A 24,622-nucleotide genomic window follows, 5' to 3' on the forward strand; every position below is an offset into this window, starting at 1 on the left:
CTATTGGACAATCAACAGCATCTTGCCGCTTTGCCACTGCCAAGAGCTCTGCTTCGCCGCTACGATGAGCCATGGCGCTGTTTGAGCTCACCCTTATCCTCCTGCTGATCGCCGTCGCGCTGACGGCGCTGTCGCGGCGCCTGCAGGTTCCTTACCCCGCCTTGCTGGCGCTGGCGGGCGCCGGCCTTGGCTTCCTGCCCGGCGCGCCCACGATCGAGATCGATCCGGAACTGGCGCTTGCGCTGTTCATTGCGCCGGTGCTGCTCGACGCGGCCTTCGACACATCGCTGCGCGATCTTAACCGCTACAGGCTGCCGCTTGTGCTGCTGGCGCTTGGCGCGGTCGTTTTCACGACCGCCGTCGTGGCCCTGGTCGGCTGGAAAATGGCCGGCCTGCCGATCGCCGCCGCCATAGCCCTCGGCGCCATCGTGGCGCCGCCGGACGCGGTTGCCGCGAGCGCCGTGCTCGGGCAGTTCAAGGTGCCGCACCGCATCACGGCCATCCTTCAGGGCGAAAGCCTGCTCAATGACGCCACCGCGCTTTTGATCTACCGCATCGCGATCGCTGCCGCCGCCGGTCCCGTTCTTTTGGGCAGTGCCGTTCCGATGGTCCTGCTGTCGACCATCGGCAGCCTGGCCGCGGGCTATCTGCTCGGCCGTCTGTCCCAGGCGGTGCTTGGACGTATCGAAGATGCGGCGAGCGGCACCGTCGTGCAGTTCACCGGAACGTTCGGCGTCTGGATCCTGGCTGACAGGCTGGGGCTCTCGGCCATCATCACCATCGTGGTCTATGCCATGACCATCGCGCGCACCGCACCGCGGCGCATGTCGGCCAGAAAGCGCGTCAGCTCCTATTCCGTCTGGGAGACGGCGGTGTTCGTGCTCAACGTGCTGGCTTTCGTGCTGATGGGCCTGCAGGCGCGTCTGATCGTCGGTCGCCTGGCCGAGCAGGGACAGTCCGAGGCGTTCCTGTTTGCAGGGACTGTCCTGGCCGTCGTCATCCTTTCCCGCCTTGCCTGGGTGCTGGGCTGCGGCGCCCTGATCCGATGGCTTGCCCGCTTCGGCAATGCGGAGCAGCGGCAAGAGGTGCCGTCGTTTCGCAGCGGGGTGCTGATCGGCTGGTGCGGCATGCGCGGCCTGGTGACGCTGGCGGCTGCCTTCGCATTGCCGGCGGACTTTCCCGGCCGAGATCCGATCGTGCTCACCGCCTTTTGCGTCGTGCTGGGCACGCTTGTCCTGCAAGGCATGAGCCTGAAGCCGTTGCTGCGCCTGCTTCGTCTCGAACCGGACGAGACCATAGACCGTGAGGTCGCGCAGGCCCGTGTCGCCATCATGCAAGCGGCACTCGACATATTGAGCGGCAAGACCTCGACGGCGGCCGCGGCGGTGCGCGAGCAGTATGCCGCCCAGCGCAAGATCGCCAAGAACCCCGACGACGCGCAGGCAGCAACCGAGTACGACCGGCTGCGGCTCTATGCCATCAAGCGCCAGCGCGACGCGTTGGAAGAACTTCGCCGCAACGGGACGATCGGTGACGAGGCCTATCACCGCCTGGAAGAAGAAATCGACTGGTCGGAGCTGGCGGCTTCCCCGGCGGGACGGTTCCAGCCGCTGACGACGTAGGCGAGGGGATTTTGCGTCGTGGCCCAGCCGGGCCGCCGCGGCGGTCCATTGCAAGGTCGCCGTCGAAACGCTACTGCCGTCACCAAACTGAGCCGGATAAGCAATGAAGCTGGTCAGCTACAATATCCAATACGGGTTCGGCAGCGACGGCCTCTACGATCCGGCCCGCGCCGCGCGCATTGTTGCCGGCGCCGATATCATCGCCTTGCAGGAGGTCGAGCGGCACTGGCAGCGCAGCAATTTCGACGACCAGCCGGAGCTGATTTCGCGCCTGCTGCCGGACTATCATTGGGTCTACGGCCCGGCCTTCGACATGGATGCCAGCGAACAGCGTGACGGCCGCATCATCAACCGGCGCCGGCAGTTCGGCACCATGGTGCTGTCGAAGCTGCCGATCGTCTGGTCGCGACTGCATGCGCTGCCGATGCGCCGCACGCTGCGACCGCTCAACACCCGCAACGCGGCGCTCGAATGCATGATCCGCACGCCGGCGGGTCCGGTGCGGGTGCTTTCATTGCATCTCGCCCATATCGCGGCTGAAGAACGGCTGGAGCAGATCGACTACCTGCTCGCCGAGCATCGCCGGGCGCCCTCCGATGGCGGGCCATGGAGCGGGGCCGACGACGAGCCGGCGCGCAACTGGAGCAATGGCGGGCCCGAGCCGGAGAACCCGCTGGCGGCGATCTGGATGGGCGATTTCAACATGGAGCCGGGCAGCGCCGAATACCACCGCATCGTCGGCAGTACGCCCTATCATCGCGGTGCCGCCTATCTGGACGGGTTCGTCGATGCCGCTGCCGTGGCGATTGAACCGGCGGATGACTTCCACACGCACGAGAAGATCATCGACGGCAGGTTGGCAAAACGCCGGCTCGATCATTGCTTCGTCGGCGGCCTGTTTGCCGGGCGGGTGCGCTCCGTCAGCTCGGAAATTGGCGAAGTGGCTTCCGATCATTTTCCCGTCAGGATCGACATCGATCTCGAAACGCCCGCCGGCCCAGGAGGCGGATGAGCCCCAAATGACGCTTTTCGTCTTCTTCGCGGTGCTTGCCGCGGCCGCCATGCACGCGATCTGGAACGCGCTGGTGAAGGTCCATCTCGACCGCTTCCTGTCGATCACGCTTATGACGCTCGGTATGGGCGCCGCCGCACTGCTGGTGCTGCCCTTCGTCGAGGTGCCGAAGGCGCAAGTCTGGCCCTATATCATCGCCTCCGTCGTCTTCCACATGGGCTACCGGACCTTCCTGATCGGCGCCTACCAGGCCGGCGACTTCGCCCAGACCTATCCTCTGGCGCGCGGCACCGCGCCCTTGCTGGCGGCGCTTGGCGGTATGTTCGTGGTCGCCGAAGTGCCGGCGCCGCTCGCCATTCTGGGTATCCTTTTGCTGTCGGCCGGCACGCTGGTGATGTCGTTTCGCGGCGGCGCGCATCTGGAACGATTGAACCTGCGCGCGGTCGGCTTTGCGCTGGGGACCTCGATCTTCATCGCCAGCTACACGCTGTCCGACGGCAGCGGGGCGCGGCTGGCGACCACGGCGCAGAGCTATGCCGCCTGGCTGTTCGTGTGCGATGCGCTTGGAGCGCTGGTGCTGTGCCTGATCTTCCGTGGACCGCGGGCCTTGCCGGTGCTGGCGCGGGACTGGAAAGCGGGGCTGTTCACCGGCGTGCTGAGCGGCGCTGCCTACTGGATCGTCATGTGGGCGATGACCAAGGCGCCGATCGCCTCGGTGGCGTCGCTGCGCGAGACCTCCATCCTGTTCGCCATGGTGATCTCGGTGTTCGCGCTCGGCGAGAAGATGACGGGCTGGCGCGGCGCCGCCGCGCTCAGCATCGTCGCCGGCGTCGTGGCGCTCAGACTCGGCTGACGTCGTGGTCCAGCACGGTCATCACCTGGCCGCGCCGTTCCGGACTGAAGCGGATGACGATGATGATGCAGACGGCGACCACGCCGGCGAACAGCGCCAGCGCGTAGCCGTAGCTGCCTCCGGGAGCCTCAGCTATGCCCGCCTGATAGGGACCGCCATAGGAGGCCGCGAGATTGCCGGCCTGGTAGATGAAGCCGGGCAGGGTCGCGCGCACCGCGCCGGGCGAGAGCTCGTTGAGGTGCACCGGAATGACGCCCCAGGCCCCCTGGACGGCGACCTGCATGACGAAGGCGCCGATGGCCAGCATGAAGGGCGTCGAGCTGTAGGCCCATAGCGGGATGGACGGCAAGGCGATCAGGCAAGCGAGCGTGATCGCATTGACGCGGCCGATCTTCTCGGACAGCGCGCCGAACGCCAGGCCGCCGACGATGGCGCCAATGTTGGCGACGATGGTGATCCAGCTCACCGTGTGCGGGTCGAAGCCATGCTGCTTCTTGAGGAATGTCGGGTAGAGATCCTGCGTGCCGTGGCTGAAGAAGTTGAAGAACATCATCAGCACGACCGCATAGAGGGCGACGCCCCAGTGCTTTTGCAGCGTCTCCAGCATGCCGGGCCTCGCGGTCTTCCGCGCCTCGACGAAGGCCGGCGATTCCGGAACATGCGAGCGGATGAAAAGGACGATCAGGGCCGGGATGAAACTGAGCAGGAACATGGCGCGCCAGCCGATCGTGTAGCCGGCGATCGTCTGCTGGTAGAGCAGGCCATAGACGATCGCCGCCAGGAGATAGCCGGCCGGATAGCCGCATTGCAGGATGCCCGAGACCATGCCGCGGGCGCTGGGCGGAATGGATTCCATGGCAAGCGAGGAGCCAAGTCCCCATTCGCCGCCCATGGCGATGCCGAACAGGGCGCGCAGCGCCAGGAATATGCCGAGATTGGGCGAGAAGGCGGCCAAAGCGCCGATCACGGAATAGCTGACGATGTTGAGCATCAGGATGGGCTTGCGGCCGAATTTGTCTGCCAGCATGCCGAAGAAGAACGCGCCAATGAAGCGCGTCGCAAGCGTCAGGAAGAGCGCCTTTGACACCGCCGGGACGTCGGTCTGGAATTCAGACGCAATATCGGTGAGCAGGAATGTCAGAAGGAAGAAATCGAAAGCGTCGAGCGTCCAGCCCAGGAAAGAGGCAAGGACGGTTTTCTTCTGCTGCGAATTGAGCTTCACGGCGTTCCTCCTGATGTCGAGGAACGTTATCGCGTCCAGGCGAACAACCGTCAGTCACTTTTCAGAGAACCGGGTCACGTTTGCGTAGGGGATCACCGAGTCCACGGCTGCATTTCCGGATCATTGCACGGGCAAACAAAAAGCCCGCCGCCGGAGCCGACGGGCCGAAGTTTCATCAGCCCAGCAGGTGGTTTCCAGCTGACGCGAAGCACCTGGAAGCCGAGGTTGCGGGTCGAGACATCAGCGGCAATGCGGTCAGCAACCTTCCGTCGTCGTTTTCATCTGGCCAGGGGCCGCGGACTTGGCGCTCGTATCCTGCTGACCGGGAGCTGCCTCCTTGGCGCTGCCTGTCTGTTGGCCCGGTGCGCAATCCTTCGCGGAGTTGGAGTTGGTCGACTTGGTCGTGGTCGAGTCCGTGTTCTGATCCGTCGGCATCGTTGTCGTCGTGGAGGAGGATCCGCCCGACGTCGTATTGCTCGATTGCGCCAGGGCAAGGCCGCCGGAAAGAATCATTACGGCGGAAGCGAGAAGAAGTCGTTTCATCATTCATCTCCTGGTGAGTATCCCTTCCGCCGCATAACAAGGGAGTCGGCGAACGGTTCCGTGGAGTTTCTGGCGCTGTCGCCGTGGCATCAGCGTGCCGGTTGCGGTGCGTCGATGACGACACACGACGCGGTCCGGAACAAAGAAAAGCGCCGTTAGTTTCACCCACAGGGCACTCAAACAGAAGGACGAGCATGATGAAAATGGCTTCATTGGTAATCGCGCTTGCGGTGTCGTTTTCTGCGGGCTCTGCAATCGCGGCATGTCCGGACAAATCGGCTGCCAACACCGGCGCCGACACCCAACAGACCGCCGGTATTTCGAAAGATGGCACTCACGCGCCCTTGGAGACTCCGAAGGCCAAGGACAGTGCCGGCAAACCGGCCGCCAAGGATGGCAGCACAATGCCGTTGGCAGGGGCGGAAGGCGGCGGTGACAAGAATCTCGCAACATCGCAGCAGGATATCGAGGCGCAGCAGCATGGCGACAAGACCGCGGCGGCAAAGGCCGACGACAGCTGCAATGACTGACGACGGAACAGGGCCGGAGCGGTTGTCGGCTCCGGCCTTTTCACCCAGCGAGACGAAACCGCCTCCGGCAAGTTCGAAGAGCCGGCCGGCCGGAGCCAGCGGGGCCTTCGACGGACCGTGAGTGTTGCCTTCAGCAGGCAGAGCTATACCTTGGACGAGGCGGCCTCAGAGTTCCGCGTCGTTCGATGGCCGAAGGGGAAGAGGAAGCCAAACGAAGAGCACTCCTCCGCGGCCAGGGCTATGATCATCTCATCGATTCTCTCAACCGTCTCTCTGCTCACTTGATCATCCCCATGAAGGCACTGACGCGCGCGCTTCAGGTGTCGTCGTGCGGCCTCGAAATCGCTGCCCATCCGTTCCTCCCGCTTAGAGAGACTCCAGATTTGAACAGTTCACTCCTTTAAGAAAGTCACCCGAAAGAGCGATTCGGTCGGCAATTGGAGGTAGATGCCCAAAACGCAGAAAGCCCGCTTCGACGCGAGCGGAGACTATTGAGCCGACGGAGGGCGGAGGGAAGCGTGCCGCCTAACCTCTCACGGCGCTGGGTGTTCCGTTCGGCTTTCCTGACGCCCATCATATCGGGCGCAACACACAAGCTGTCACGGATCGGCCCCCATCGGAATACTGAAGGGCACTATTCAGGCGCTCAGTGGGCGTTTCGTGCCGTTTCTGTGCCAATCGGCACAAGAAGCTAAGTCTTTGAAAGGGTGGTGGGCGTGACAGGGATTGAACTTGTGACCCCTGCAATGTAGCCAGCGCGGTGTCATGCATCGGCGAGGGGAGGGCGTTGCTGAAACGAACAAGCGTCAACCGCCGGTGCGGCTTGGCAAGCGGATTAGGGCCCATCTGAGACGCTGGAAGCTCATCGACGACAATGCTCGGGATGAAGCCGCCAGGCAGGCCGGCGAACCTGTGGCGGTCTATCTGCATGTCGTCAGCTACATCGGTCGAGGCGTAGCCTCCGTGCGCACCGCCTGGGACATGGCCATCGGAAACGCTTGGCTAGATCCGGCCGTCACCGGACAGCGATCACCCCGCATGTTCTACGCCACACACGCGCAACCTGGATGATGTTCAAGGGCGTGGATGCCTGGGAAGCAGCCGGCGCGCTCGGGATGTCAGCCAAGATAAGGCCTACGGCCACCACGTCGACTTTCAGAAGAACGCGGCCGAGGTTTAGAGTTTCGACGATACGGCAGCGCCAATCAATAGCGCGGCAGTGACAAGCCAAAGGGAGAGAATCACCTTCCATTCTCTCTTTCGATTTTGGAAGAACGAACTCATATAGCGGCCCTGTCGGTCCATAATCGGCAAGTCTTTCAGGACGACATATCCGATCAGACCAATGAATGCCAAAGCCGGCACAAACGTTGCATAGGCGAGAACGTATGTGAGAAGACCATGCGGGCCGACAAGCTCAGTCATGCACCACGCTCACGCATCGAAGCAATCCCTTTCCGGTAGTTGCCACAGCAAGCCTACGCGCGATTGGCCTAGAGCACCAGTCGCACCCTCTTCGAGCCCCGTTTCTGTGCCAAGAGACACAAGGGATTAGCTAAGTTATTGAAAGGATGGTGGGCGTGACAGGGATTGAACCTGTGACCCCTGCAATGTCAATGCAGTGCTCTCCCGCTGAGCTACACGCCCATCCGAAGCCGCGCATACACCATTTTTGATCCGGCGCGTCAATAGCAGGAAAGGGGAAAGAAGGCTCCGTTTTGCCGCACCGGCCGATAGTCGTCGATGCCTTGGGCAAAAACGGCTCAGGCCGCCTGCAGCATCTTCTCGACCTCGTTGACGAGGTCGCGCAGATGGAACGGCTTCGACAGCACCTTGGCGTCTTTCGGCGCCTTGGAATCCGGGTTCAGCGCAACGGCGGCGAAACCGGTGATGAACATGACCTTGAGGTCGGGATCGATCTCGGTGGCGCGGCGGGCCAGCTCGATGCCGTCCATCTCCGGCATGACGATATCGGTCAAAAGCAGCGAGAACGGTTCCTCGCGCAGCCGCTCATAGGCACTGGCGCCGTTGTCGAAATCGCTGACCTGGTAACCGGCGCGCTCCAGCGCCTTGACGAGGAAGCGACGCATATCGTCGTCGTCTTCCGCCAGAAGAATGCGTGCCATGGTATCCCGTCCGAATCACCCGCCCGGACTCTGCCGAAAGGCAGGGCCGTTAACCATCCTGTATATGAGGAGGTGAGGGTAAACATCAAGTGAACGAGGCGCGGCATAATCCGCATTCGGAAAGGCGGCGCCGGCGCCGAAATGCTGGACATGCGCCCCTCAAGATGGCACTTTCATCCGATGATGCATTGGTGTTTTCGGGTTCGTTCAAATTGAAGACGGCAGCCGAGGATTTTTCGGTCGTTCCCCCCTTCGAAATCCGGTCGGGCGCCGAGCAGCGCGTCCCCTTCCTCTTCAACTCACCCCACAGTGGGCGCCATTATCCGGAGCGCTTCCTCGCCATGGCAAGGCTGGACCGCAACGCCATTCGCCGGTCCGAGGACTGCTATGTCGACGAGCTGTTCGGCGGCGCGGTGGCGCTTGGCGCGCCGATGCTCGCGGCAAATTTCCCGCGTGCCTATCTCGACGTCAACCGCGAGCCGTGGGAACTCGATCCGCGCATGTTCGCCGAGCCGGTGCCGTCCTTCTGCAACATCCGTTCCGCGCGCGTGGCCGGCGGGCTCGGCACCGTTCCGAAGCTGGTCGGTGAAGGCCTCGACATCTACTCCGGCCGCCTGCCGCTGGCCGAAGCTGTTGCCCGCATAGAGGCCGTCTACAAACCCTATCATGAGACGCTGAAACGGCTGTTGACGCGAACCCACGCGCGTTTCGGCTTTGCCGTGCTGATCGACTGTCACTCGATGCCGGCGAGCATCCGTGTCGGCGACAGCGGCCTGCGGCCCGATTTCATCATCGGGGACCGCTTCGGCATCTCAGCCACCGCGGCATTGACCGAGACCGCAATCGGCCTGCTCAACGCCATGGGCTATACAGTCGCCCACAACAAACCCTATGCCGGCGGCTTCATCACCGAACACTACGGTCGCCCGGCGCGCCATCTCCATGCGCTGCAGATCGAGGTCAATCGCGGGCTCTATATGAACGAGCGGACATTCGAGAAAGCGGCGGGCTTCGACGCACTGGCCGACGACCTGGCGCGATTTTCGGCCGACCTGATGGCCATGCCCGACCACCATTTCATGGATCTGCCGCTGGCCGCGGAGTGAACAGAGCCTGTTTCATTATTTGGCGCCATCCCCCAGCCGCCGCATAATCTCGGGCGACATGGATCGGGATTGGTGGGGATTGGAATTGGCGGCGAAAAAAAGACCGCATCGTTTGCACGATACGGTCGAAGTCTAGGGAGGAAACGCCCAAGGAGGGCATGGACAGGAAACCCTGTCCGAGATCAAGGGTATGGTGCGCTGCACAAATGTCAAGCGACCTACCGGCCTTTTTAATTCAGAGTGATGTGGAAATTGCGTTTCGGTGGCGCTGGCGTGTTATTCTGGCAACAGTCGGCGCGGCGAAAATCCTTGAACACCCTTGTCTTGGCGCGGAACTGGCGGCACACGTGGGCTCGGGCATGCTGCAATGCGGGAGAATCAGTTGGACATCAGCATCGATTTCATGCGCCGCATCGCGCAGGCGGCGGCGGCGGAAACCTTGCCGCGCTTCCGCAGCCAGGGTGCGGTCGCCAACAAGGAAAAGGGTAGCTTCGATCCTGTCACCGAAGCCGACCGCGAAGCCGAGCGTGCCATCCGGGCGCTGATATCGGCGCAATATCCGGACCATGGCATTCTCGGCGAGGAACATGGAAGCGAGAATATTTCCAGCAGGCATGTCTGGGTAATCGATCCGATCGACGGCACGCGCGCCTTCATCTCCGGCCTTCCGGTGTGGGGGACGCTGGTCGGATTGACGGTGGAGGGCGATGCTGTTGCCGGATTGATGTCGCAGCCCTTCACCGGCGAGCTCTTCTACGCCAACGCCTCCGGCTCCCACTATGAGGGGCCGGGCGGGCCGCGCAAACTGGTCACACGCAAGACGACGAGCCTTGCTGAAGCAACGCTGTTCACCACCACGCCGGCGCTGTTCAAGGGCGAGGCGCGCCTGCGCTACGACCAGTTCGAGAGGCAGGTGCAACTCGCCCGGTACGGCACCGACTGCTACGCCTTCGCCATGGTCGCCGCGGGAAGCGTCGACATCGTCGCCGATCCCGGACTGAAGCCCTATGACATCGTGGCGCTGATCCCCATCATCGAGAAGGCGGGCGGCGTGGTCACCACCTTCGATGGCGGGCCGGCCGAGAATGGCGGCGACATATTGGCGGCGGCGACGCCCGAGCTTCATGCGGCGGCGATGGCGGCCCTGCGCGGCTGAGCATCCGGTGCCCTGTCCGATTGGTGCAAAGGCTCTAGGCGTCTGAGAGACGCAGGCCCCATAGAATGAGCGCGAAAGCGATGAGACCGGTCGGCGCGGACGAATAGGCGATGCTTTTGATCGCGTATTCCTGAAAGGCGCTGCCATGGGCGGCTCCTGCGGCCAGCGGCATCGTCTCGTTGCCGGCCCCCCAGAGGCTGGCCATCACATAGGCCGCCAGGATGGCCAAGGCTGAATAGATCAGGAACCAGAACGCAATCCGCGACATCGCGACGCCGAGATTGAGCCTGGACCAGACGAGACCCAAGACCAGCAGCAGGACGCCCTGCAAGGCGCTGAGCGTGTGAACCGACAATCCGAGCCGCGGTGCGGCGAGGTATGGGATGGCGAACCCTTCGAATGACGAAAACAGCAGGAGGGCGATGCCGAGCTGCAGCAGGCGATGGCCCTGGCGTGGCAGCGTGTCCGATGCGTTCATGACCGCTCCTCCCGATCCCGTCGACTGACCTCTGCGGACGGTAATTAGCGCCCGGCGCCTGAACGGGAACCAGGCGTCGAGCTGCCTCCGGCCGAACGGCCGAATTGAGAAGCATGCGTAGCCGTTAAAACTGCCGAGGCGTCGGCGCGATCATCGTCCGACATTGATCGTGCAAGACGCGGGCGTGCCGGGAATGGGCGTTGTCAGCGGATAGCGGGGGTTACCAATCGGGATCATGGAGTTTCGCCCGCCAGGCATGAACCGGCGCCGGCTCGGCAATACGCGCCATCAGGCCGTCGGGTCGTCGCTGCCGGGAATGAATGCGTCGAAGGCGGCGAGGAATTGCTCGCGGTAGATGTCGGCCTCCTGCAGGATCTCGTGACGCGCGCCGTCGATCATGAGCAGCGAGCCGAGGCGCAGACGCCTGGCATAGGCTTCCACGGCCTTGGTCGAGACGACCTGATCGCTACCGGCGGCGATGACCAGCAGGGGGACCCGGATGCCGGCCATGAATTCGGGATCGCTTACCGCTTCCGCGGCTTCGGCAGCCGCCCTCAGCCAGCGGATCGTCGGGCCGCCCAGTGCCAGTTGCGGGTGATCCTCGTAGATCCTGGTGTTGCGCCGATAGCGCTCCGGATCCGTCGTCACTTTGTTCGTGTCGAAGGGAGCGGTCACCTTCGGCCGCGGCCCCCAGGCAGCGTAAAGTCGGCCAAGGCCCAGGGCACAAAACAGCGAACAGACGCGGCGGACCGTCCGGATCGAGACCGGCAGGTCGGGCAAGGTGAAGAACGGCGCGATCAGCACCATGCGCCGCACGCGGTTGACCATGGAGGGCGAAGCAAGCAGCGTGATCACGGCGCCGGCCGAATGGGCAAGGATGTAGTACGGCCCGCGGCAGTCCGGCAGCACGATCTCCTCGAAGAATTGTTCAAGGTCGGCGGTGTAGTCGCGAAAGGACCTGATATAGCCGCGCTGGCGATCGCGGATCAGCCGGTCGGAGCCGCCTTGGCCGCGCCAGTCCAGCGTGGCGACGCCAAAACCGCGCGCCGCAAGATCGCGGATGGTTTCGAAATATTTCTCGATGCACTCGTTGCGGCCGGACAGCAGCACCACGGTGCCCTTCATCGGGCGGGCGACCGCGGCGAACAGGCCATAGCGTATCTTCTTGCCGTCGCGTGCGGTGAAAAAGCCGCCGGTGGCGTTTTCCGGTCGCGGATTGCCCTCAGTTTCATGAAAAAGGGGAGTTTCGGGAAAAGGGGGCGTTTCGTGGAGGAGATCCGTCATTCGGCGCTTCGTGCTCGGCGTCTCGCATGCCTGCCTGTCGTGGCCGGCCTCGCCAAGGTTGATAGCCGTCCATGGGCCAAAAGCAAAGGAATTCCGGGAGGCGTCGGATCGGCAACAGGGAAGGCCGGAAGCCGCTCTGAGCGCGCTTCCGGCCCCTGTCGATCCGGGAGGAAGGGACGTTGCACCCGGTTCGGCCTCGTCGCGGCGCCCGGTTCATGCAAATCCGGCGCCGCTTGTCCTTGATGTCGAGAGCAGTCTAGCGGCGGCTGTCTGAACGCGCGCAAAAGCGCCGGTTCATCTGCCGTTCATCCTCGATTTTTACCGGGAGGCAAAATCTTGAAATGGCTTTGCCCGGTCCCCAAATGTGGATTGCGACCGCCAATGTCGGGGTCGCTGGTCAAACCGGAACGCCGCTCACGGGTTTCGCACCGGCCAAACGCAAACCTTGTTGCTCAACAGGAGAACACACCATGCGTCACGTTGATTTTTCCCCGCTCTATCGTTCGACCGTCGGCTTCGACCGTCTCTTCACCATGCTTGATTCGCTTGCGCAGCCTGATGGCGCGCAGACCTATCCGCCCTATAATATCGAGCGCACCGGTGAGGATGCCTACCGCATTTCGATGGCTGTCGCCGGCTTCTCGGACGAGGAGATCTCGATCGAGGCCCACCGCAATGTGCTGACCGTGAAAGGCGAGCGCAAGGATGAGGGCACCGGCGAGGGTTCCGAACTGCTCTATCGCGGCATTGCCTCCAGGGCCTTCGAGCGCCGATTCCAGCTTGCCGACCACGTCGAGGTCGTGGGCGCCACGCTGAAGAACGGCCTGCTCTTCGTCGACCTGAAGCGCAACATCCCCGAGGAGTTGAAGCCGCGCAGGATCGCGATCACTTCGGCTCCGGCCAAGGCCAAGCAGATCGAGGCCAAGACCGCTGCGTAATCCCTAAGTCTCCTCCCGAGACGGGAAGCGGCGCCGGAAGGCGCCGCTTCTTTTTTATTTGCCGGGAATAGCAATTATCCTGCGATCAACTGGCCAAAGCGGTCGACTTCCTCTGACGTCGTGGCGAAACTGGTGACGAAGCGATAGAGCAATTCGTCCTCGCCGATATGGCCTTCGAAGCCATGCGGCCTGTGCCAGTCGTAGAAAACAGCACCCGCCGCCTGCAACCTGTCCGCTTCGGCTTTTTTCATGATCGCGAATACCTCGTTCGCTTGCGGCAGCCAGGCCAGTTTCACCGTCTGGGAATCCTCGATCGCCGCGGCAAGGCGGGCAGCCATGGCATTGGCATGCCTGGCGGTGTCGAGCCACAGGCCGTCGCGGAAATAGGCCTCGAACTGTGCCGCGATAAAGCGCGATTTGGAAAACAGCTGGGCAGCGCGCTTGCGCAGGAAGGCCAATTCCCGGGCACGGTCGAGATCGAACAGCACGATCGCCTCTGCGCACCAGCAGCCGTTCTTGGTGCCGCCGAAAGACAGGATGTCGACGCCGCTTTTCCAGGTCATTTCGGCCGGCGTCGTGTCGAGCGCGACCAGTGCATTGGCAAAGCGGGCGCCGTCCATATGCAATGGCACGGAATGTTGCCGGGCGATGGCCGAGATCGCGGCGATGTCATGCAGGCCGTAGACGGTGCCGACCTCCGTCGACTGGGTGATCGAGACCGTCATCGGCCGGCCCCAATGGACCACCTCGCCGGCGAAACGGCCGATCGCCGTTTCCAGATTGTGCGGATCGATCCGGCCCAGCGCGCCGTCGACGGCATGCAGCCGCGAGCCGCCGGAGAAATATTCCGGTGCGCCGCACTCATCTTCGATGACATGCGATTCGCGATGAGCGAAGGAAATGCCGCCGGGCTTGTTGTAGGCGGTCAGCGCCAGCGAATTGGCGGCGGTGCCGGTGGCCACGAAGAACACCGCCACCTCGCGTTCGAAGATTTCGCTGAAGCGCTGGGAGACGGCCTGGTCGAGCGCGCCCTCGCCATAGGCAGTGGAAAAGCCGCCGGCGTGGGCCGAGAGGCCGGAGGCGATGTTGGGGTGGGCGCCTGCCCAATTGTCGGAAGCGAAGAACATGCATCTGCCTGTGCTGGGAAAATCGCTGCAACCTTGACCGGTTTCATGGCTGGCTCGCAAGGGCCAGACGCCAGAAAACGGGTAAAGCCAGCGAGCTGCCGAAAACCGGCAGGGACCGAAGCTTGCGTTTGGGGGGCATCTCACGAAACTTTGTGTCGCGGAACGCCGAAGTTTTTTGTGAATCGGTCTTGTATGCGCCCGGCTTTTCTGCCATAAAAATTTAGGACAGTAGTGCTGTCTTATTTTGTCGCGCAAAACAGGCTGGATTGGCGTATTCTAAGCCTCTCCGGCTTTTGCCGCGAGCGACAGGTGGACGGCCGTGCTCTGGCCTGTACGATACCGGATGCGAACCGCGCGGTGAGCCGCATGGTTCGGCAAGGATTTCGCAAGACGTGCCGTAAGGATGAAGGGGAAGCAATGCGCTTCCCGAGGCAAACCAGCGCCCGCAAGGACGCGGAATGGAGGACAGGACGATGACGGAATTGACGCACGCTGCGACGAACGGCAAGGCCGCGCAGACGAAAGCGGCAGCCGTCAAAACCCTGACCAATACCCGCCGCACCGGTTTGACCGCCCAAGGCCTTTACGATCCGCGCAACGAGCACGATGCCTGCGGTGTGGGCTTCATCGTCAACATGAAGGGCGCGAAGTCGCACACGATCGTCGAGGACGGGCTTTCCATGCTCGAAAACCTGACGCATCGCGGCGCCGTCGGCGCCGATCCGCTGATGGGCGACGGCGCGGGCGTGCTGGTGCAGATACCCGACGGCTTCTTCCGCGAGGAGATGGCCGCGCAGGGCGTCGAGCTGCCGCCGGCGGGGCAGTATGGCGTCGGCCATTGGTTCATGCCGCAGGATGCTGCGCTGCGCGCCCATGTCGAGGACATCATTGCCGAATCGGCGCAATCCGAGGGGCTGCCGCTGCTCGGCTTCCGTGACGTGCCGGTCGACAATTCGTCGCTTTCCAAGGCTCCGGATATCGTGGCATCCGAGCCGTTCCACCGGCAGGTCTTCATCGGCCGCACGGCCGACATTCCCGACGACGAGGAGTACGAAGCCAGGCTCTATCTGCTGCGCAAGGTCATATCGGGCCGCATCTACGCCGAGAACGACAACAAGGACATCGGCGCCTACTGCGTGTCGCTGTCGGCGCGCACCATCGTCTACAAGGGCATGTTCCTGGCCTATCAGGTCGGAGCCTATTACAAGGATCTGTCCGATCCGCGCTTCGAAACGGCGCTGATCCTCGTCCACCAGCGCTTCTCCACCAACACCTTCCCGTCGTGGAAGCTGGCGCATCCCTACCGCATGGTCGCGCACAATGGCGAGATCAACACCGTGCGCGGCAACAACAACTGGATGGCGGCGCGCCAGGCGTCGGTCGATTCCGAGCTGTTCGGCAACAACATCTCCAAACTCTGGCCGATCTCCTATGAGGGCCAGTCCGACACCGCATGTTTCGACAATGCGCTCGAGTTCCTGTTCCAAGGCGGGTACAGCCTCAGCCACGCCATGATGATGCTGATCCCGGAAGCCTGGGCCGGCAACAAGCTCATGGACGCCGACCGCAAGGCTTTCTACGAATACCACGCGGCGCTGATGGAGCCGTGGGACGGGCCGGCCGCGGTCGCCTTCACCGACGGGCGCCAGATCGGCGCCACGCTCGACCGCAACGGCTTGCGCCCGGCGCGCTACATCGTCACCGACGACGACCGGGTCATCATGGCCTCCGAGGCCGGCGCGCTGCCGGTGCCGGAGGAAAAGATCGTCCAGAAGTGGCGGCTGCAGCCCGGCCGCATGCTTTTGATCGATCTTGCCAAGGGCCGCATCGTTTCCGACGAGGAGATCAAGTCGGAGATCGCTACCAGGCATCCCTACAAGACCTGGCTCGCCAACACGCAGCTCATCCTGGAGGACCTGAAGCCGGTCGAGCCGCGCGCGCTGCGCAAGGATGTCAGCCTGCTCGACCGCCAGCAGGCGTTCGGCTACACCCAGGAAGACACCAAGCTCTTGATGTCGCCGATGGCCACCACAGGCCAGGAAGCCGTCGGTTCGATGGGCACCGACACGCCGATCTCGGCGATGTCGGACAGATCAAAGCTGCTCTACACCTATTTCAAGCAGAACTTCGCCCAGGTCACCAACCCGCCCGTCGACCCGATCCGTGAGGAGCTGGTGATGAGCCTGGTGTCCTTCATCGGGCCGCGGCCCAACATTTTCGACCTGGTCGGCAGTTCGCGCCGCAAGCGGCTGGAAGTACGCCAGCCGATCCTGACCAATGGCGATCTCGAAAAGATCCGCTCCATCGGCCATACCGAAGACCGGTTCGACACCAAGACGATCGACATCACCTATGCCTCGATCGAGGGCGCGGCCGGCATGCAGGGCGCCATCGACCGCCTCTGCGAGCGGGCGGAAGCGGCGGTCGCCGGCGGCTACAACATCATCATCCTGTCCGATCGCCAGCTCGGACCGGACCGCATCGCCATTCCCGCGCTTCTGGCGACGGCCGCGGTGCATCACCATCTGATCCGCAAGGGGCTGCGCACGTCGGTCGGGCTCGTCGTGGAATCCGGCGAGCCGCGTGAAGTGCATCATTTCTGCTGCCTCGCCGGCTACGGCGCCGAAGCGATCAATCCCTATCTCGCCTTCGATACGCTGCTCGACATGCACAAGCGCGGCGAACTGCCTGAAGAGGTCGACGCCTACGAAGTCGTCTCGCGCTACATCAAGTCGATCGGCAAGGGCATCCTCAAGGTGATGTCGAAGATGGGCATCTCGACCTACCAGTCCTATTGCGGCGCGCAGATCTTCGACGCCATCGGGCTGAAGACCGATTTCGTGGAGAAGTATTTCACCGGCACCGCCACGCTGATCGAAGGCGTCGGGCTGGACGAGATCGCCGAGGAGACGTTCAGGCGCCATACGGATGGTTTCGGCAACGATCCGGTGCTGCGCAACAGCCTGGATGTCGGCGGCGAATACCTGTTCCGCATGCGCGGCGAGGCGCATATGTGGTCGCCCGACGCGGTCGCCACCTTGCAGCACGCCGTGCGTCAGGGTTCTTGGGACACCTTCAAGGAGTATTCCGCGCAGATCGACAGCGAGACGGCGCGCGCGCAGACCATTCGCGGCCTGTTCAAGATCAAGATGGCCGCCGAAACCGGCCGCAAGAAGGTCGCGCTCGACGACGTCATGCCCGCGGCCGAGATCGTCAAGCGTTTCTCGACCGGCGCGATGTCGTTCGGCTCGATCTCCAGGGAAGCGCACACGACGCTGGCGCGCGCCATGAACGCCATCGGCGGCAAGTCGAACACCGGCGAGGGTGGCGAAGAGGCGGACCGCTATCTGCCGCTGCCCGGCGGCGGCAAGAACCCCGAACGTTCGGCGATCAAGCAGATCGCTTCCGGACGGTTCGGCGTGACGGCCGAATATCTCGTCAACTCCGACGTCATGCAGATCAAGGTGGCGCAAGGCGCCAAGCCCGGCGAGGGCGGGCAGTTGCCCGGCCACAAGGTCGACGCCACCATCGCCAAGGTCCGGCACTCGACGCCCGGCGTCGGCCTGATTTCGCCGCCGCCGCATCACGACATCTATTCGATCGAGGATCTGGCGCAGCTGATCTACGATTTGAAGAACGTCAACCCGGCGGCCGACATTTCGGTCAAGTTGGTGTCGGAAGTCGGCGTCGGCACGGTCGCGGCGGGTGTCGCCAAGGCACGCGCCGACCACATCACCATCTCGGGCTACGATGGCGGCACGGGTGCCTCGCCGCTGACGTCGCTCAAGCATGCGGGCAGCCCGTGGGAGATGGGCCTTGCCGAGACGCACCAGACCCTGGTGCTCAACGGTCTCAGGTCGCGCGTGGCGCTGCAGGTCGATGGCGGATTGCGCACGGGCCGCGACGTCATCATCGGCGCGCTGCTCGGCGCCGACGAGTTCGGCTTCTCGACCGCGCCGCTGATCGCGGCCGGCTGCATCATGATGCGCAAATGCCATCTCAACACCTGCCCGGTCGGCGTGGCGACGCAGGATCCGGTGCTGCGCAAGCGCTTCAAGGGCACGCCCGAGCACGTCATCAACTTCTTCTTCTATGTCGCTGAAGAGGTGCGCGGGCTGCTTGCCGAAATGGGCTTCACCCATATCGACCAGATCATCGGCGACGCCGATCTCCTGGAAAAGCGCGACGTGATCCAGCATTGGAAGGCGCGCGGGCTCGACTTCTCGAAGATGTTCTACAAGCCGGATGCGCCCCATGAGGCGGTGCACTGGACCGAGCGGCAGAAGCACCCGATCGACGACGTGCTCGACCGCAAGCTGATCGAGCTCGCCAAGCCGGCACTGGAGGCCAAGCAGCCGGTCAAGATCGAGGTCGACATCCGCAATGTCGATCGTTCGGCGGGCGCCATGCTGTCGGGCGAGGTGGCCAAGCGCTTCAAGCACAAGGGCCTGCGCGAGGATACGATCCAGGTGAAGCTGACCGGCACGGCCGGCCAGTCCTTCGGCGCCTTCCTGGCCCGCGGCGTCTCCTTCGAGCTGGTCGGCGCCGGCAACGACTATGTCGGCAAGGGCCTGTCGGGCGGCCGCATCGTCATCCGGCCGCCGGATGAAGCCAAGATCGTCGCGGCCGAGTCCATCATCGTCGGCAACACGGTGCTCTATGGCGCTACCGAAGGCGAGGCCTATTTCGCCGGTGTCGCCGGCGAGCGCTTCGCGGTGCGCAACTCGGGCGTCGTCACCGTCGTCGAGGGCGTCGGCGATCATGGCTGCGAATACATGACCGGCGGCATCGTCGTCGTCATCGGCAAGACCGGCCGCAACTTCGCCGCCGGCATGTCAGGCGGCGTTGCCTATGTGCTGGACGAGGCGGGCGATTTCGCCGAGCGCTGCAACATGGCCATGGTCGAGCTGGAGCCGGTGCCGGAAGAAGACGACCTGATGGAAAGGCTGCTGCACCATGGCGGTGACCTCGACCACAAGGGCCGCGTCGACGTCTCGGGTGACATGACCAGCCATGACGAGGAGCGGCTCTATCAGCTGATCTCGAACCACGTGCACTATACGGGTTCGGTGCGCGGCCGCGAGATCCTCGACAATTGGGCGGGGTTCCGGCCGAAATTCCGTAAGATCATGCCGGTCGAATACCGCCGCGCGCTGATCGAGATGGAACGCATGCGCATGAGCGTGGCGGCCGAATAGATCTTCGCAAAGGCCGGGAAGCCCAGGCTTCCCGGCTCCATGTCACTGACAATTTGACCTCTTGCGGAAGGTTGCCACGGCTGCCTGAAGAGGTTAACGGGTGCGGCGAAAACCGCACCATCTGGACAGCAGGAACTGGACTATGGGCAAGGTAACAGGCTTTCTCGAGATCGACCGGCAGGTGCACAAGTATCAGCCGGCCTCCGACCGCATCCGGCATTTCCGCGAGTTTACGCTGCCGATGTCGGACAAGGAGGTCGAGAAACAGGCCGCGCGCTGCATGGATTGCGGCATTCCGTTCTGTCACGGGCCGACCGGCTGCCCGATCCACAACCAGATCCCGGACTGGAACGACCTCGTCTATAACAGGGACTGGGACAATGCGATCCGCAACCTGCATTCGACCAACAATTTCCCCGAATTCACCGGCCGCATCTGCCCCGCGCCTTGCGAGGAAGCCTGCACGCTGAACCTCGAGGACATTCCGGTGGCCATCAAGACGGTCGAGCAGGCGATCGCCGACAAGGCCTACGAGACCGGCCATATCAGGCCCTATCCGCCGGAGAGGAAGACGGGCAAGCGCGTCGCCGTCATCGGCTCTGGCCCGGCCGGCATGGCCGCCGCCCAGCAGCTCGGCCGCGCCGGCCATGATGTCCATGTCTACGAGCGCGAAAGCCGGCCAGGCGGGCTGATGCGCTACGGCATTCCCGACTTCAAGATCGAGAAGCACTATATCGATCGCCGCATCGAGCAGATGCAGGGCGAAGGCGTGACCTTCCATTGCGGCGTCAATGTCGGCATCGACAAGCCCGTGGCCGAACTGCTCGCCGAGCATGACGCGGTGCTCTATTGCGGCGGATCCGAGACCCCGCGCGCGGCCAACATCCCCGGCGACGATCTCGGCGGCGTCTATGACGCGATGCCGTATCTGGTGCAGCAGAACCGGCGTGTCGGCGGCGAGCCGATCCAGTCGGTGGCGTGGCCGTCGCACCCGATCATCGCCAGCGGCCAGCATGTCGTCGTCGTCGGCGGCGGCGACACCGCTTCCGACTGCGTCGGCACCGCCTTCCGCCAAGGCGCCGTGCGCGTCACGCAGCTCGACATCCGTCCGCAGCCGCCGGAGAAGGAAGACAAGCTCGCCGTCTGGCCCTACTGGGCGACCAAGATGCGCACCTCCTCCTCGCAGGCCGAGGGCGCCGAGCGCGAATTCCAGGTGGCGACACTCGAATTCATCGGCGAGGAAGGCCAGCTGACCGGTGTCAAATGCTGCGAGGTCGACGACAAGCGCCGGCCGATCGTCGGCACCGAGTTCGTCATCCGCGCCGATCTCGCCTTCATCGCCATCGGCTTTGCCGGGCCGGCCATGGCCGGCGTGGTGTCGGAGCTCGAAGGGGAGATGAAGATCGTCACCGACAGCCGGCGCTCCCGCAATGTCGAGGCCAATGACCGCGACTACCGGACCAGCGTCGACAGGCTCTATGCCGCGGGTGACGTGCGCCGGGGCCAGTCGCTGGTGGTCTGGGCGATCCGCGAGGGTCGCCAAGCAGCGCGTTCGATCGACGAGGCATTGATGGGTTCGAGCGTCCTGCCCCGCTGAGCCCGTTTGGAAACTCTACTCCTGCGGCCATCTGAAGGCGTTTTCTGCGCTTCCGGTGCTCAGGTACCCAAAGTACGTTCCGCTCCGATCATATGACTTGCAGGAGCGAGTTCCGAAACGGTCTCGGCTCTCCGCGCTGCTAAGGAATGATGGCCGTCGTCGTGCCAGCGGCGGCCGCTGGATTTGTCTTGGGCGGCCAGGCGAAATCGTCGGCGCGGCCGGGCGAAGCCACCGGCGCCTTGCCCTCGACCACCAGTTTTTCGCCGGGCAGGCCCGGGTTGGCCTTCGCGGGCGGTCCGGCGCCGAGCAGTTCCGTGCCGCCGTCGAGCGCGGGATCGCTGAGCAGCATCGGCGCGGTGCGGTCAATGACGATGGGAGCGGCGGCGGGCGCCGGCGCCTCGACCGGCGCGCCGGCAGGAGCAGCGGTCGGGGCGACGCTTCCCGGCGCGGCCAGGCCCAGGACCTTCATCAGCGGCTTCTCGGTATAGAAGGCGAGCTTGCGCTTGCCGGCCTTCGACATGTTGATGCCGTCATCGGAGCGCAGCCGCACGGGCTGGCCGTTGATGTCGGGGCCACTGGTGACGAAGGCGCCGTTCTCGTCGACGAATCCATCCCAGATATCGACGAATTCGCCGCCATGGCTTTCGGCCGCCTGGCGATAGATGTCGTTGAAGGCGAGCATGTCGGATGTCATCTTCGAAACCCTGAACGCCGGCATGCCGACCCACAGGAAAGGCACCTTGGCCGTGGCGATGGCCTTGCCGAACGCTTCGGTGCGACGTTCGTATTCCTTGGTCCAGGTCTCGGAACGGGGCTGCTCGCGCACATCCCCCACCTTCATCGGCTGGCGGTCGTTGGAACCGAGCATCACGACCACGGCGGCGGGCTTTTCGGTCTCTATCAATGATTTGATCTGTTCCGGCCAATTGTAGAAATCGTCGCGCACGAAGCCCGACGAGCCATTGGAGCGAACGACGATCCTGACGCCGGTATTCTCGGCAAAGGCGGTGTCGAGACCTTCGGCGAGCCCGGCCGCCATGAAATCGCCGACCACCAGGACGGCACGGGCGTCCGGCGCCTTCTCGGCGATCGGGGTTTCCGGTTCCGCGGGCGGACGCGGCGCGCGCGGCTTTTTTGTCTTGGGCCTGGGCCTTGGTTTCTGGATGTCCAGCGGCGGCTCGATCCGCTCGCTGCGGCGCGGGAACAGAAGGTCACGCAATGACCAGCCGCGGCTTTGCTGCTCCTGCGCCATGGCAGGCGCATGGAAGGCGCCTGCCATGGCGACGGCGAGCACGGCGACGGCCAGGACCAGCACCAGCATGCGGGGAACGAACGTCCCGATGCGCGCAGCCCAAGCCAATCGCTCCTCCCTAGACTCTTTGTTTTGACGCAACTCCGGACGGAAAACCGTTCACACTTTTCCTGGAATTGCTCCAGTTCATGACAGGCCCTATTTTTGCCTGAGCCATTTGAGCACTTCCATGCTCGGATAGCCGTCCTGGGTCAAGCCGACCTTTGCCTGATAGGCCATGATGGCCGACTTCGACCCGTCGCCGATCTTGCCGTCGAATTTGCCATCATAAAGGCCGTGCTGGGAAAGCCGCTTCTGCAATTCCTGCCGTTCCTCGAACGTCAGCTTGGTGAAAGGCCGTTTCCAGTCCTGTACGAGGCCGTTAGAGCCGGCGATCTCGTCGGCAAGAAGGCCAACGGCAAGCGCGTATTTGTCGGCGTTGTTGTAGGCCTTGATGACCGAGAAATTCCTGATCATCAGGAAAGCGGGGCCGCCGCGGCCATCCGGCACTTTCAACGTCGCCTTGTCGCTTAGGTTCCTGAACGGCTTGCCGCTGGCCCTGACCACGCCGAGCGCCTGCCATTGCGCCAGCGTCCTGGAACCTGCGGGCAGCTTGCCGGCCGGCAAGGCCACCTCGTAGCCCCAGGTCTTGCCTGCCTGCCAGCCATTCTTCTTGAGCAGATTGGCTGATGTCGCCAGGGCATCGGGAATGGAATTCCAGATGTCGCGCTTGCCGTTGCCATCCATGTCCACGGCATAGTGCTGGTAGCTGGTCGGAATGAACTGGGTCTGGCCCATGGCGCCCGCCCAGGATCCCGTGAGGTGGCTCTCGTCGATGTCGCCGGTCTGGAGGATCTTCAGTGCGGCGACCAGTTGCGTGCGGGCATATTTCGACCGCTTCCGATCGCCATAGGCCAGGGTCGCCAGCGAGCGGACGACATTGCGCATGATGTCGTCGCGCTTGAGGATCTCGCCATAGTTGGATTCCATCGACCAGATGGCCAGCAGGACGTTGCGGTCAACGCCGAACCTCGCCTCGATCCTGTCCAGCCACGGCTTCCATTTCCTGGCCATCTGCTGGCCGACCGCGACCGACTGGTCGTGGACGCGGTTGTCGAAATAATCCCAGGCGGGCGCGGTGAATTCCGGCTGGGTTCGGGCTTTTTCCAGTACAACCGGATCGGGTTCGTCGATGCCCCTGAAGGCCCGGTCATAGACGGCGCCGGAAACGCCTCCCTGCACCGCGGTGGCGCGGAAGCCGGCGACCCATTGCCGGAAGCCGGCATCGGCGAAGGCCGGGCCGGCAGGCATCAGCATGGCGAGCGAGAGGCTGGCGGCCGTCATGACGCTGGTGAAACGCTTTGCGGCATTGCGAACGGACATCTTTTCCTCCTTCTCCGTCTTGGGAAAGATCATTCATCGCCGAACCAGGTTAGGAATTGGTTTACCATAGGCCGCCCCTGGAACGAAAAGGCGCCTCGATGCTTCTACCGGTGGAAGTTTCCCTTCATCCGCCCGATAATCCTCAATTCCGGCGTGAAAATGTCGCGGCGCGGGATTGCGGAGCCGGCCTGCAAACGGATAATTGAAGGCATGAAGAGAGTTCGCAAGGCAGTTTTCCCGGTCGCAGGTCTCGGCACGCGGTTTCTCCCGGCCACCAAGGCCGTCCCCAAGGAAATGCTTACCGTCGTCGACCGGCCCGTCATCCAATATGTGGTGGACGAGGCGCGCGAGGCGGGCATCGAGCATTTCATCTTCGTCACCGGCCGCAACAAGGCGGTCATCGAGGATCATTTCGATATCCAGTTCGAACTCTACGACACGCTCGCCCAGCGCGGCAAGGATGACCAGCTCGCCAGGCTGCAGCGGCTGCAGCCTGCGCCGGGCCAGACCAGCTTCACCCGCCAGCAGGTGCCGCTCGGACTTGGCCATGCCGTCTGGTGCGCGCGCGAACTGGTCGGCGACGAACCGTTCGCGCTGTTGTTGCCCGACATGATCATGCAGTCGGAAAAGAGCTGCATGAGGGACATGGTCGACCTCTATGCCGAGACCGGCAACAACATCATCGCGGTTCAGGAATGCGATCCCGCCGAGACCCATAAATACGGCATCGTCGGCCGGGGCGAAGCCACCCATCATGGCTTCCGCATCACCGAGATGGTGGAAAAGCCGAAGACCGGCACCGCGCCCTCCAATCTCTACATCAATGGCCGCTACATATTGCAGCCCGAGATTTTCAAAATCCTCGAAGGCCAGGAGAAAGGTGCCGGCAACGAAATCCAGCTCACCGACGCGATGCTGAAGCTGGAGAAGCAGCAGCCCTTCTACGGCTACCACTTTCAGGGCCGCACCTTCGATTGCGGATCGCCGGAAGGGTTCGTCGAGGCCAATGTGGCCTTCGCGCTCTGGCGCAACGACATGAACCAGAGCATGGCCGGCGTCATCCGCAGGCTCCTCGACGACATGGCGCCTTCGGAGCGCCTCGGGGCGGCGCTATAAGGGGCTGACTCGCCGACGTCTGGAGGCACGGCGCTTGGCA

At 63.5% G+C, this 24,622-nt stretch carries 19 protein-coding genes and 1 tRNA gene; 10 read left to right on the top strand and 10 right to left on the bottom strand.

Translation table 11 applies throughout. The features are described from left to right. Positions 1-71 precede the first annotated feature (71 nt). From LB532_RS18025 to LB532_RS18035, 3 genes are all read left to right on the top strand, one after another. On the top strand, positions 72-1,622 hold the full coding sequence (locus LB532_RS18025; RefSeq protein WP_140641673.1) for a cation:proton antiporter: 1,551 nt from the start codon (positions 72-74) through the stop codon (positions 1,620-1,622). 103 nt (positions 1,623-1,725) lie between these two features. After that, positions 1,726-2,634, top strand: a complete 909-nt coding sequence (locus LB532_RS18030; RefSeq protein ID WP_140641672.1) for an endonuclease/exonuclease/phosphatase family protein — start codon at positions 1,726-1,728, stop codon at positions 2,632-2,634. 7 nt (positions 2,635-2,641) lie between these two features. Further along, positions 2,642-3,487: an EamA family transporter gene (locus LB532_RS18035; RefSeq protein WP_140641670.1), complete on the top strand. Its 846-nt coding sequence runs from the start codon at positions 2,642-2,644 to the stop codon at positions 3,485-3,487. Here the strand turns inward: LB532_RS18035 and LB532_RS18040 are convergent. After that, on the bottom strand, positions 3,474-4,709 hold the full coding sequence (locus tag LB532_RS18040) for an MFS transporter (protein WP_140641669.1): 1,236 nt from the start codon (positions 4,707-4,709) through the stop codon (positions 3,474-3,476). The genes LB532_RS18035 and LB532_RS18040 overlap by 14 nt on opposite strands. Positions 4,710-4,964: 255 nt before the next feature. Next, a complete protein-coding gene (locus LB532_RS18045; protein WP_210239909.1) occupies positions 4,965-5,252 on the bottom strand; it encodes a hypothetical protein in 288 nt (95 codons plus the stop codon). A 203-nt stretch (positions 5,253-5,455) separates the two neighbouring features. Here LB532_RS18045 and LB532_RS18050 point away from each other — a divergent pair, with 203 nt between their 5' ends. Beyond that, positions 5,456-5,782 (top strand): hypothetical protein, encoded by a 327-nt coding sequence (locus tag LB532_RS18050; RefSeq protein ID WP_224557028.1) that lies wholly within the window; start codon positions 5,456-5,458, stop codon positions 5,780-5,782. A gap of 1,176 nt (positions 5,783-6,958) precedes the next feature. Here the strand turns inward: LB532_RS18050 and LB532_RS18055 are convergent. From LB532_RS18055 to cpdR, 3 genes are all read right to left on the bottom strand, one after another. After that, a complete protein-coding gene (locus LB532_RS18055) occupies positions 6,959-7,207 on the bottom strand; it encodes a hypothetical protein (RefSeq protein WP_140641666.1) in 249 nt (82 codons plus the stop codon). Between the two features lie 147 nt (positions 7,208-7,354). Further along, a tRNA-Val gene (locus tag LB532_RS18060) sits at positions 7,355-7,429 on the bottom strand. A gap of 116 nt (positions 7,430-7,545) precedes the next feature. Further along, positions 7,546-7,908 carry a cell cycle two-component system response regulator CpdR gene (gene cpdR / locus LB532_RS18065; RefSeq protein WP_006199474.1) on the bottom strand — a complete coding sequence of 121 codons (363 nt, stop codon included), beginning with the start codon at positions 7,906-7,908 and terminating at the stop codon, positions 7,546-7,548. A 164-nt stretch (positions 7,909-8,072) separates the two neighbouring features. Between cpdR and LB532_RS18070 the strand changes: the two genes are divergently transcribed. Further along, positions 8,073-9,014, top strand: coding sequence for an N-formylglutamate amidohydrolase (locus tag LB532_RS18070; protein ID WP_140641665.1), 942 nt, complete (start codon positions 8,073-8,075; stop codon positions 9,012-9,014). Positions 9,015-9,396: 382 nt separating this feature from the next. After that, entirely contained in the window at positions 9,397-10,170 is a 774-nt protein-coding gene (hisN, locus tag LB532_RS18075) for a histidinol-phosphatase (protein WP_140513691.1), read from the top strand. 34 nt (positions 10,171-10,204) lie between these two features. Here the strand turns inward: hisN and LB532_RS18080 are convergent, their stop codons facing one another. Together LB532_RS18080 and LB532_RS18085 are read right to left on the bottom strand one after the other, a co-directional pair. Continuing rightward, a complete protein-coding gene (locus LB532_RS18080) occupies positions 10,205-10,648 on the bottom strand; it encodes a hypothetical protein (RefSeq protein WP_140641664.1) in 444 nt (147 codons plus the stop codon). Between the two features lie 288 nt (positions 10,649-10,936). Continuing rightward, on the bottom strand, positions 10,937-11,932 hold the full coding sequence (locus LB532_RS18085; protein WP_140641663.1) for an alpha/beta fold hydrolase: 996 nt from the start codon (positions 11,930-11,932) through the stop codon (positions 10,937-10,939). A 470-nt stretch (positions 11,933-12,402) separates the two neighbouring features. On the opposite strand from LB532_RS18085, the gene LB532_RS18090 reads away from it, so the two are divergent. Then, a complete protein-coding gene (locus LB532_RS18090; protein ID WP_140641662.1) occupies positions 12,403-12,870 on the top strand; it encodes an Hsp20 family protein in 468 nt (155 codons plus the stop codon). 74 nt (positions 12,871-12,944) lie between these two features. Here the strand turns inward: LB532_RS18090 and LB532_RS18095 are convergent, their stop codons facing one another. Next, positions 12,945-13,997, bottom strand: a complete 1,053-nt coding sequence (locus tag LB532_RS18095) for a threonine aldolase family protein (protein WP_140641661.1) — start codon at positions 13,995-13,997, stop codon at positions 12,945-12,947. 473 nt (positions 13,998-14,470) lie between these two features. On the opposite strand from LB532_RS18095, the gene gltB reads away from it, so the two are divergent. Both gltB and LB532_RS18105 read left to right on the top strand, forming a co-directional pair. Then, entirely contained in the window at positions 14,471-19,195 is a 4,725-nt protein-coding gene (gltB, locus tag LB532_RS18100; protein ID WP_140641660.1) for a glutamate synthase large subunit, read from the top strand. 142 nt (positions 19,196-19,337) lie between these two features. Further along, a complete protein-coding gene (locus LB532_RS18105; RefSeq protein ID WP_140522407.1) occupies positions 19,338-20,792 on the top strand; it encodes a glutamate synthase subunit beta in 1,455 nt (484 codons plus the stop codon). Positions 20,793-20,931: 139 nt separating this feature from the next. Here LB532_RS18105 and LB532_RS18110 read toward each other — a convergent pair whose 3' ends face one another. Together LB532_RS18110 and LB532_RS18115 are read right to left on the bottom strand one after the other, a co-directional pair. Further along, positions 20,932-22,152: a DUF459 domain-containing protein gene (locus LB532_RS18110; RefSeq protein WP_140641659.1), complete on the bottom strand. Its 1,221-nt coding sequence runs from the start codon at positions 22,150-22,152 to the stop codon at positions 20,932-20,934. Positions 22,153-22,242: 90 nt separating this feature from the next. Next, positions 22,243-23,466, bottom strand: a complete 1,224-nt coding sequence (locus LB532_RS18115) for a lytic murein transglycosylase (protein WP_140641658.1) — start codon at positions 23,464-23,466, stop codon at positions 22,243-22,245. A gap of 201 nt (positions 23,467-23,667) precedes the next feature. Here LB532_RS18115 and galU point away from each other — a divergent pair, with 201 nt between their 5' ends. Continuing rightward, complete coding sequence (gene galU / locus LB532_RS18120) at positions 23,668-24,582, top strand: UTP--glucose-1-phosphate uridylyltransferase GalU (RefSeq protein ID WP_181169436.1); 915 nt, start codon at positions 23,668-23,670, stop codon at positions 24,580-24,582. The last annotated feature ends 40 nt before the right edge of the window (positions 24,583-24,622 follow it).

This window comes from Mesorhizobium sp. ESP-6-2, assembly GCF_020164675.1.
Classification (GTDB): Bacteria; Pseudomonadota; Alphaproteobacteria; order Rhizobiales; family Rhizobiaceae; genus Mesorhizobium.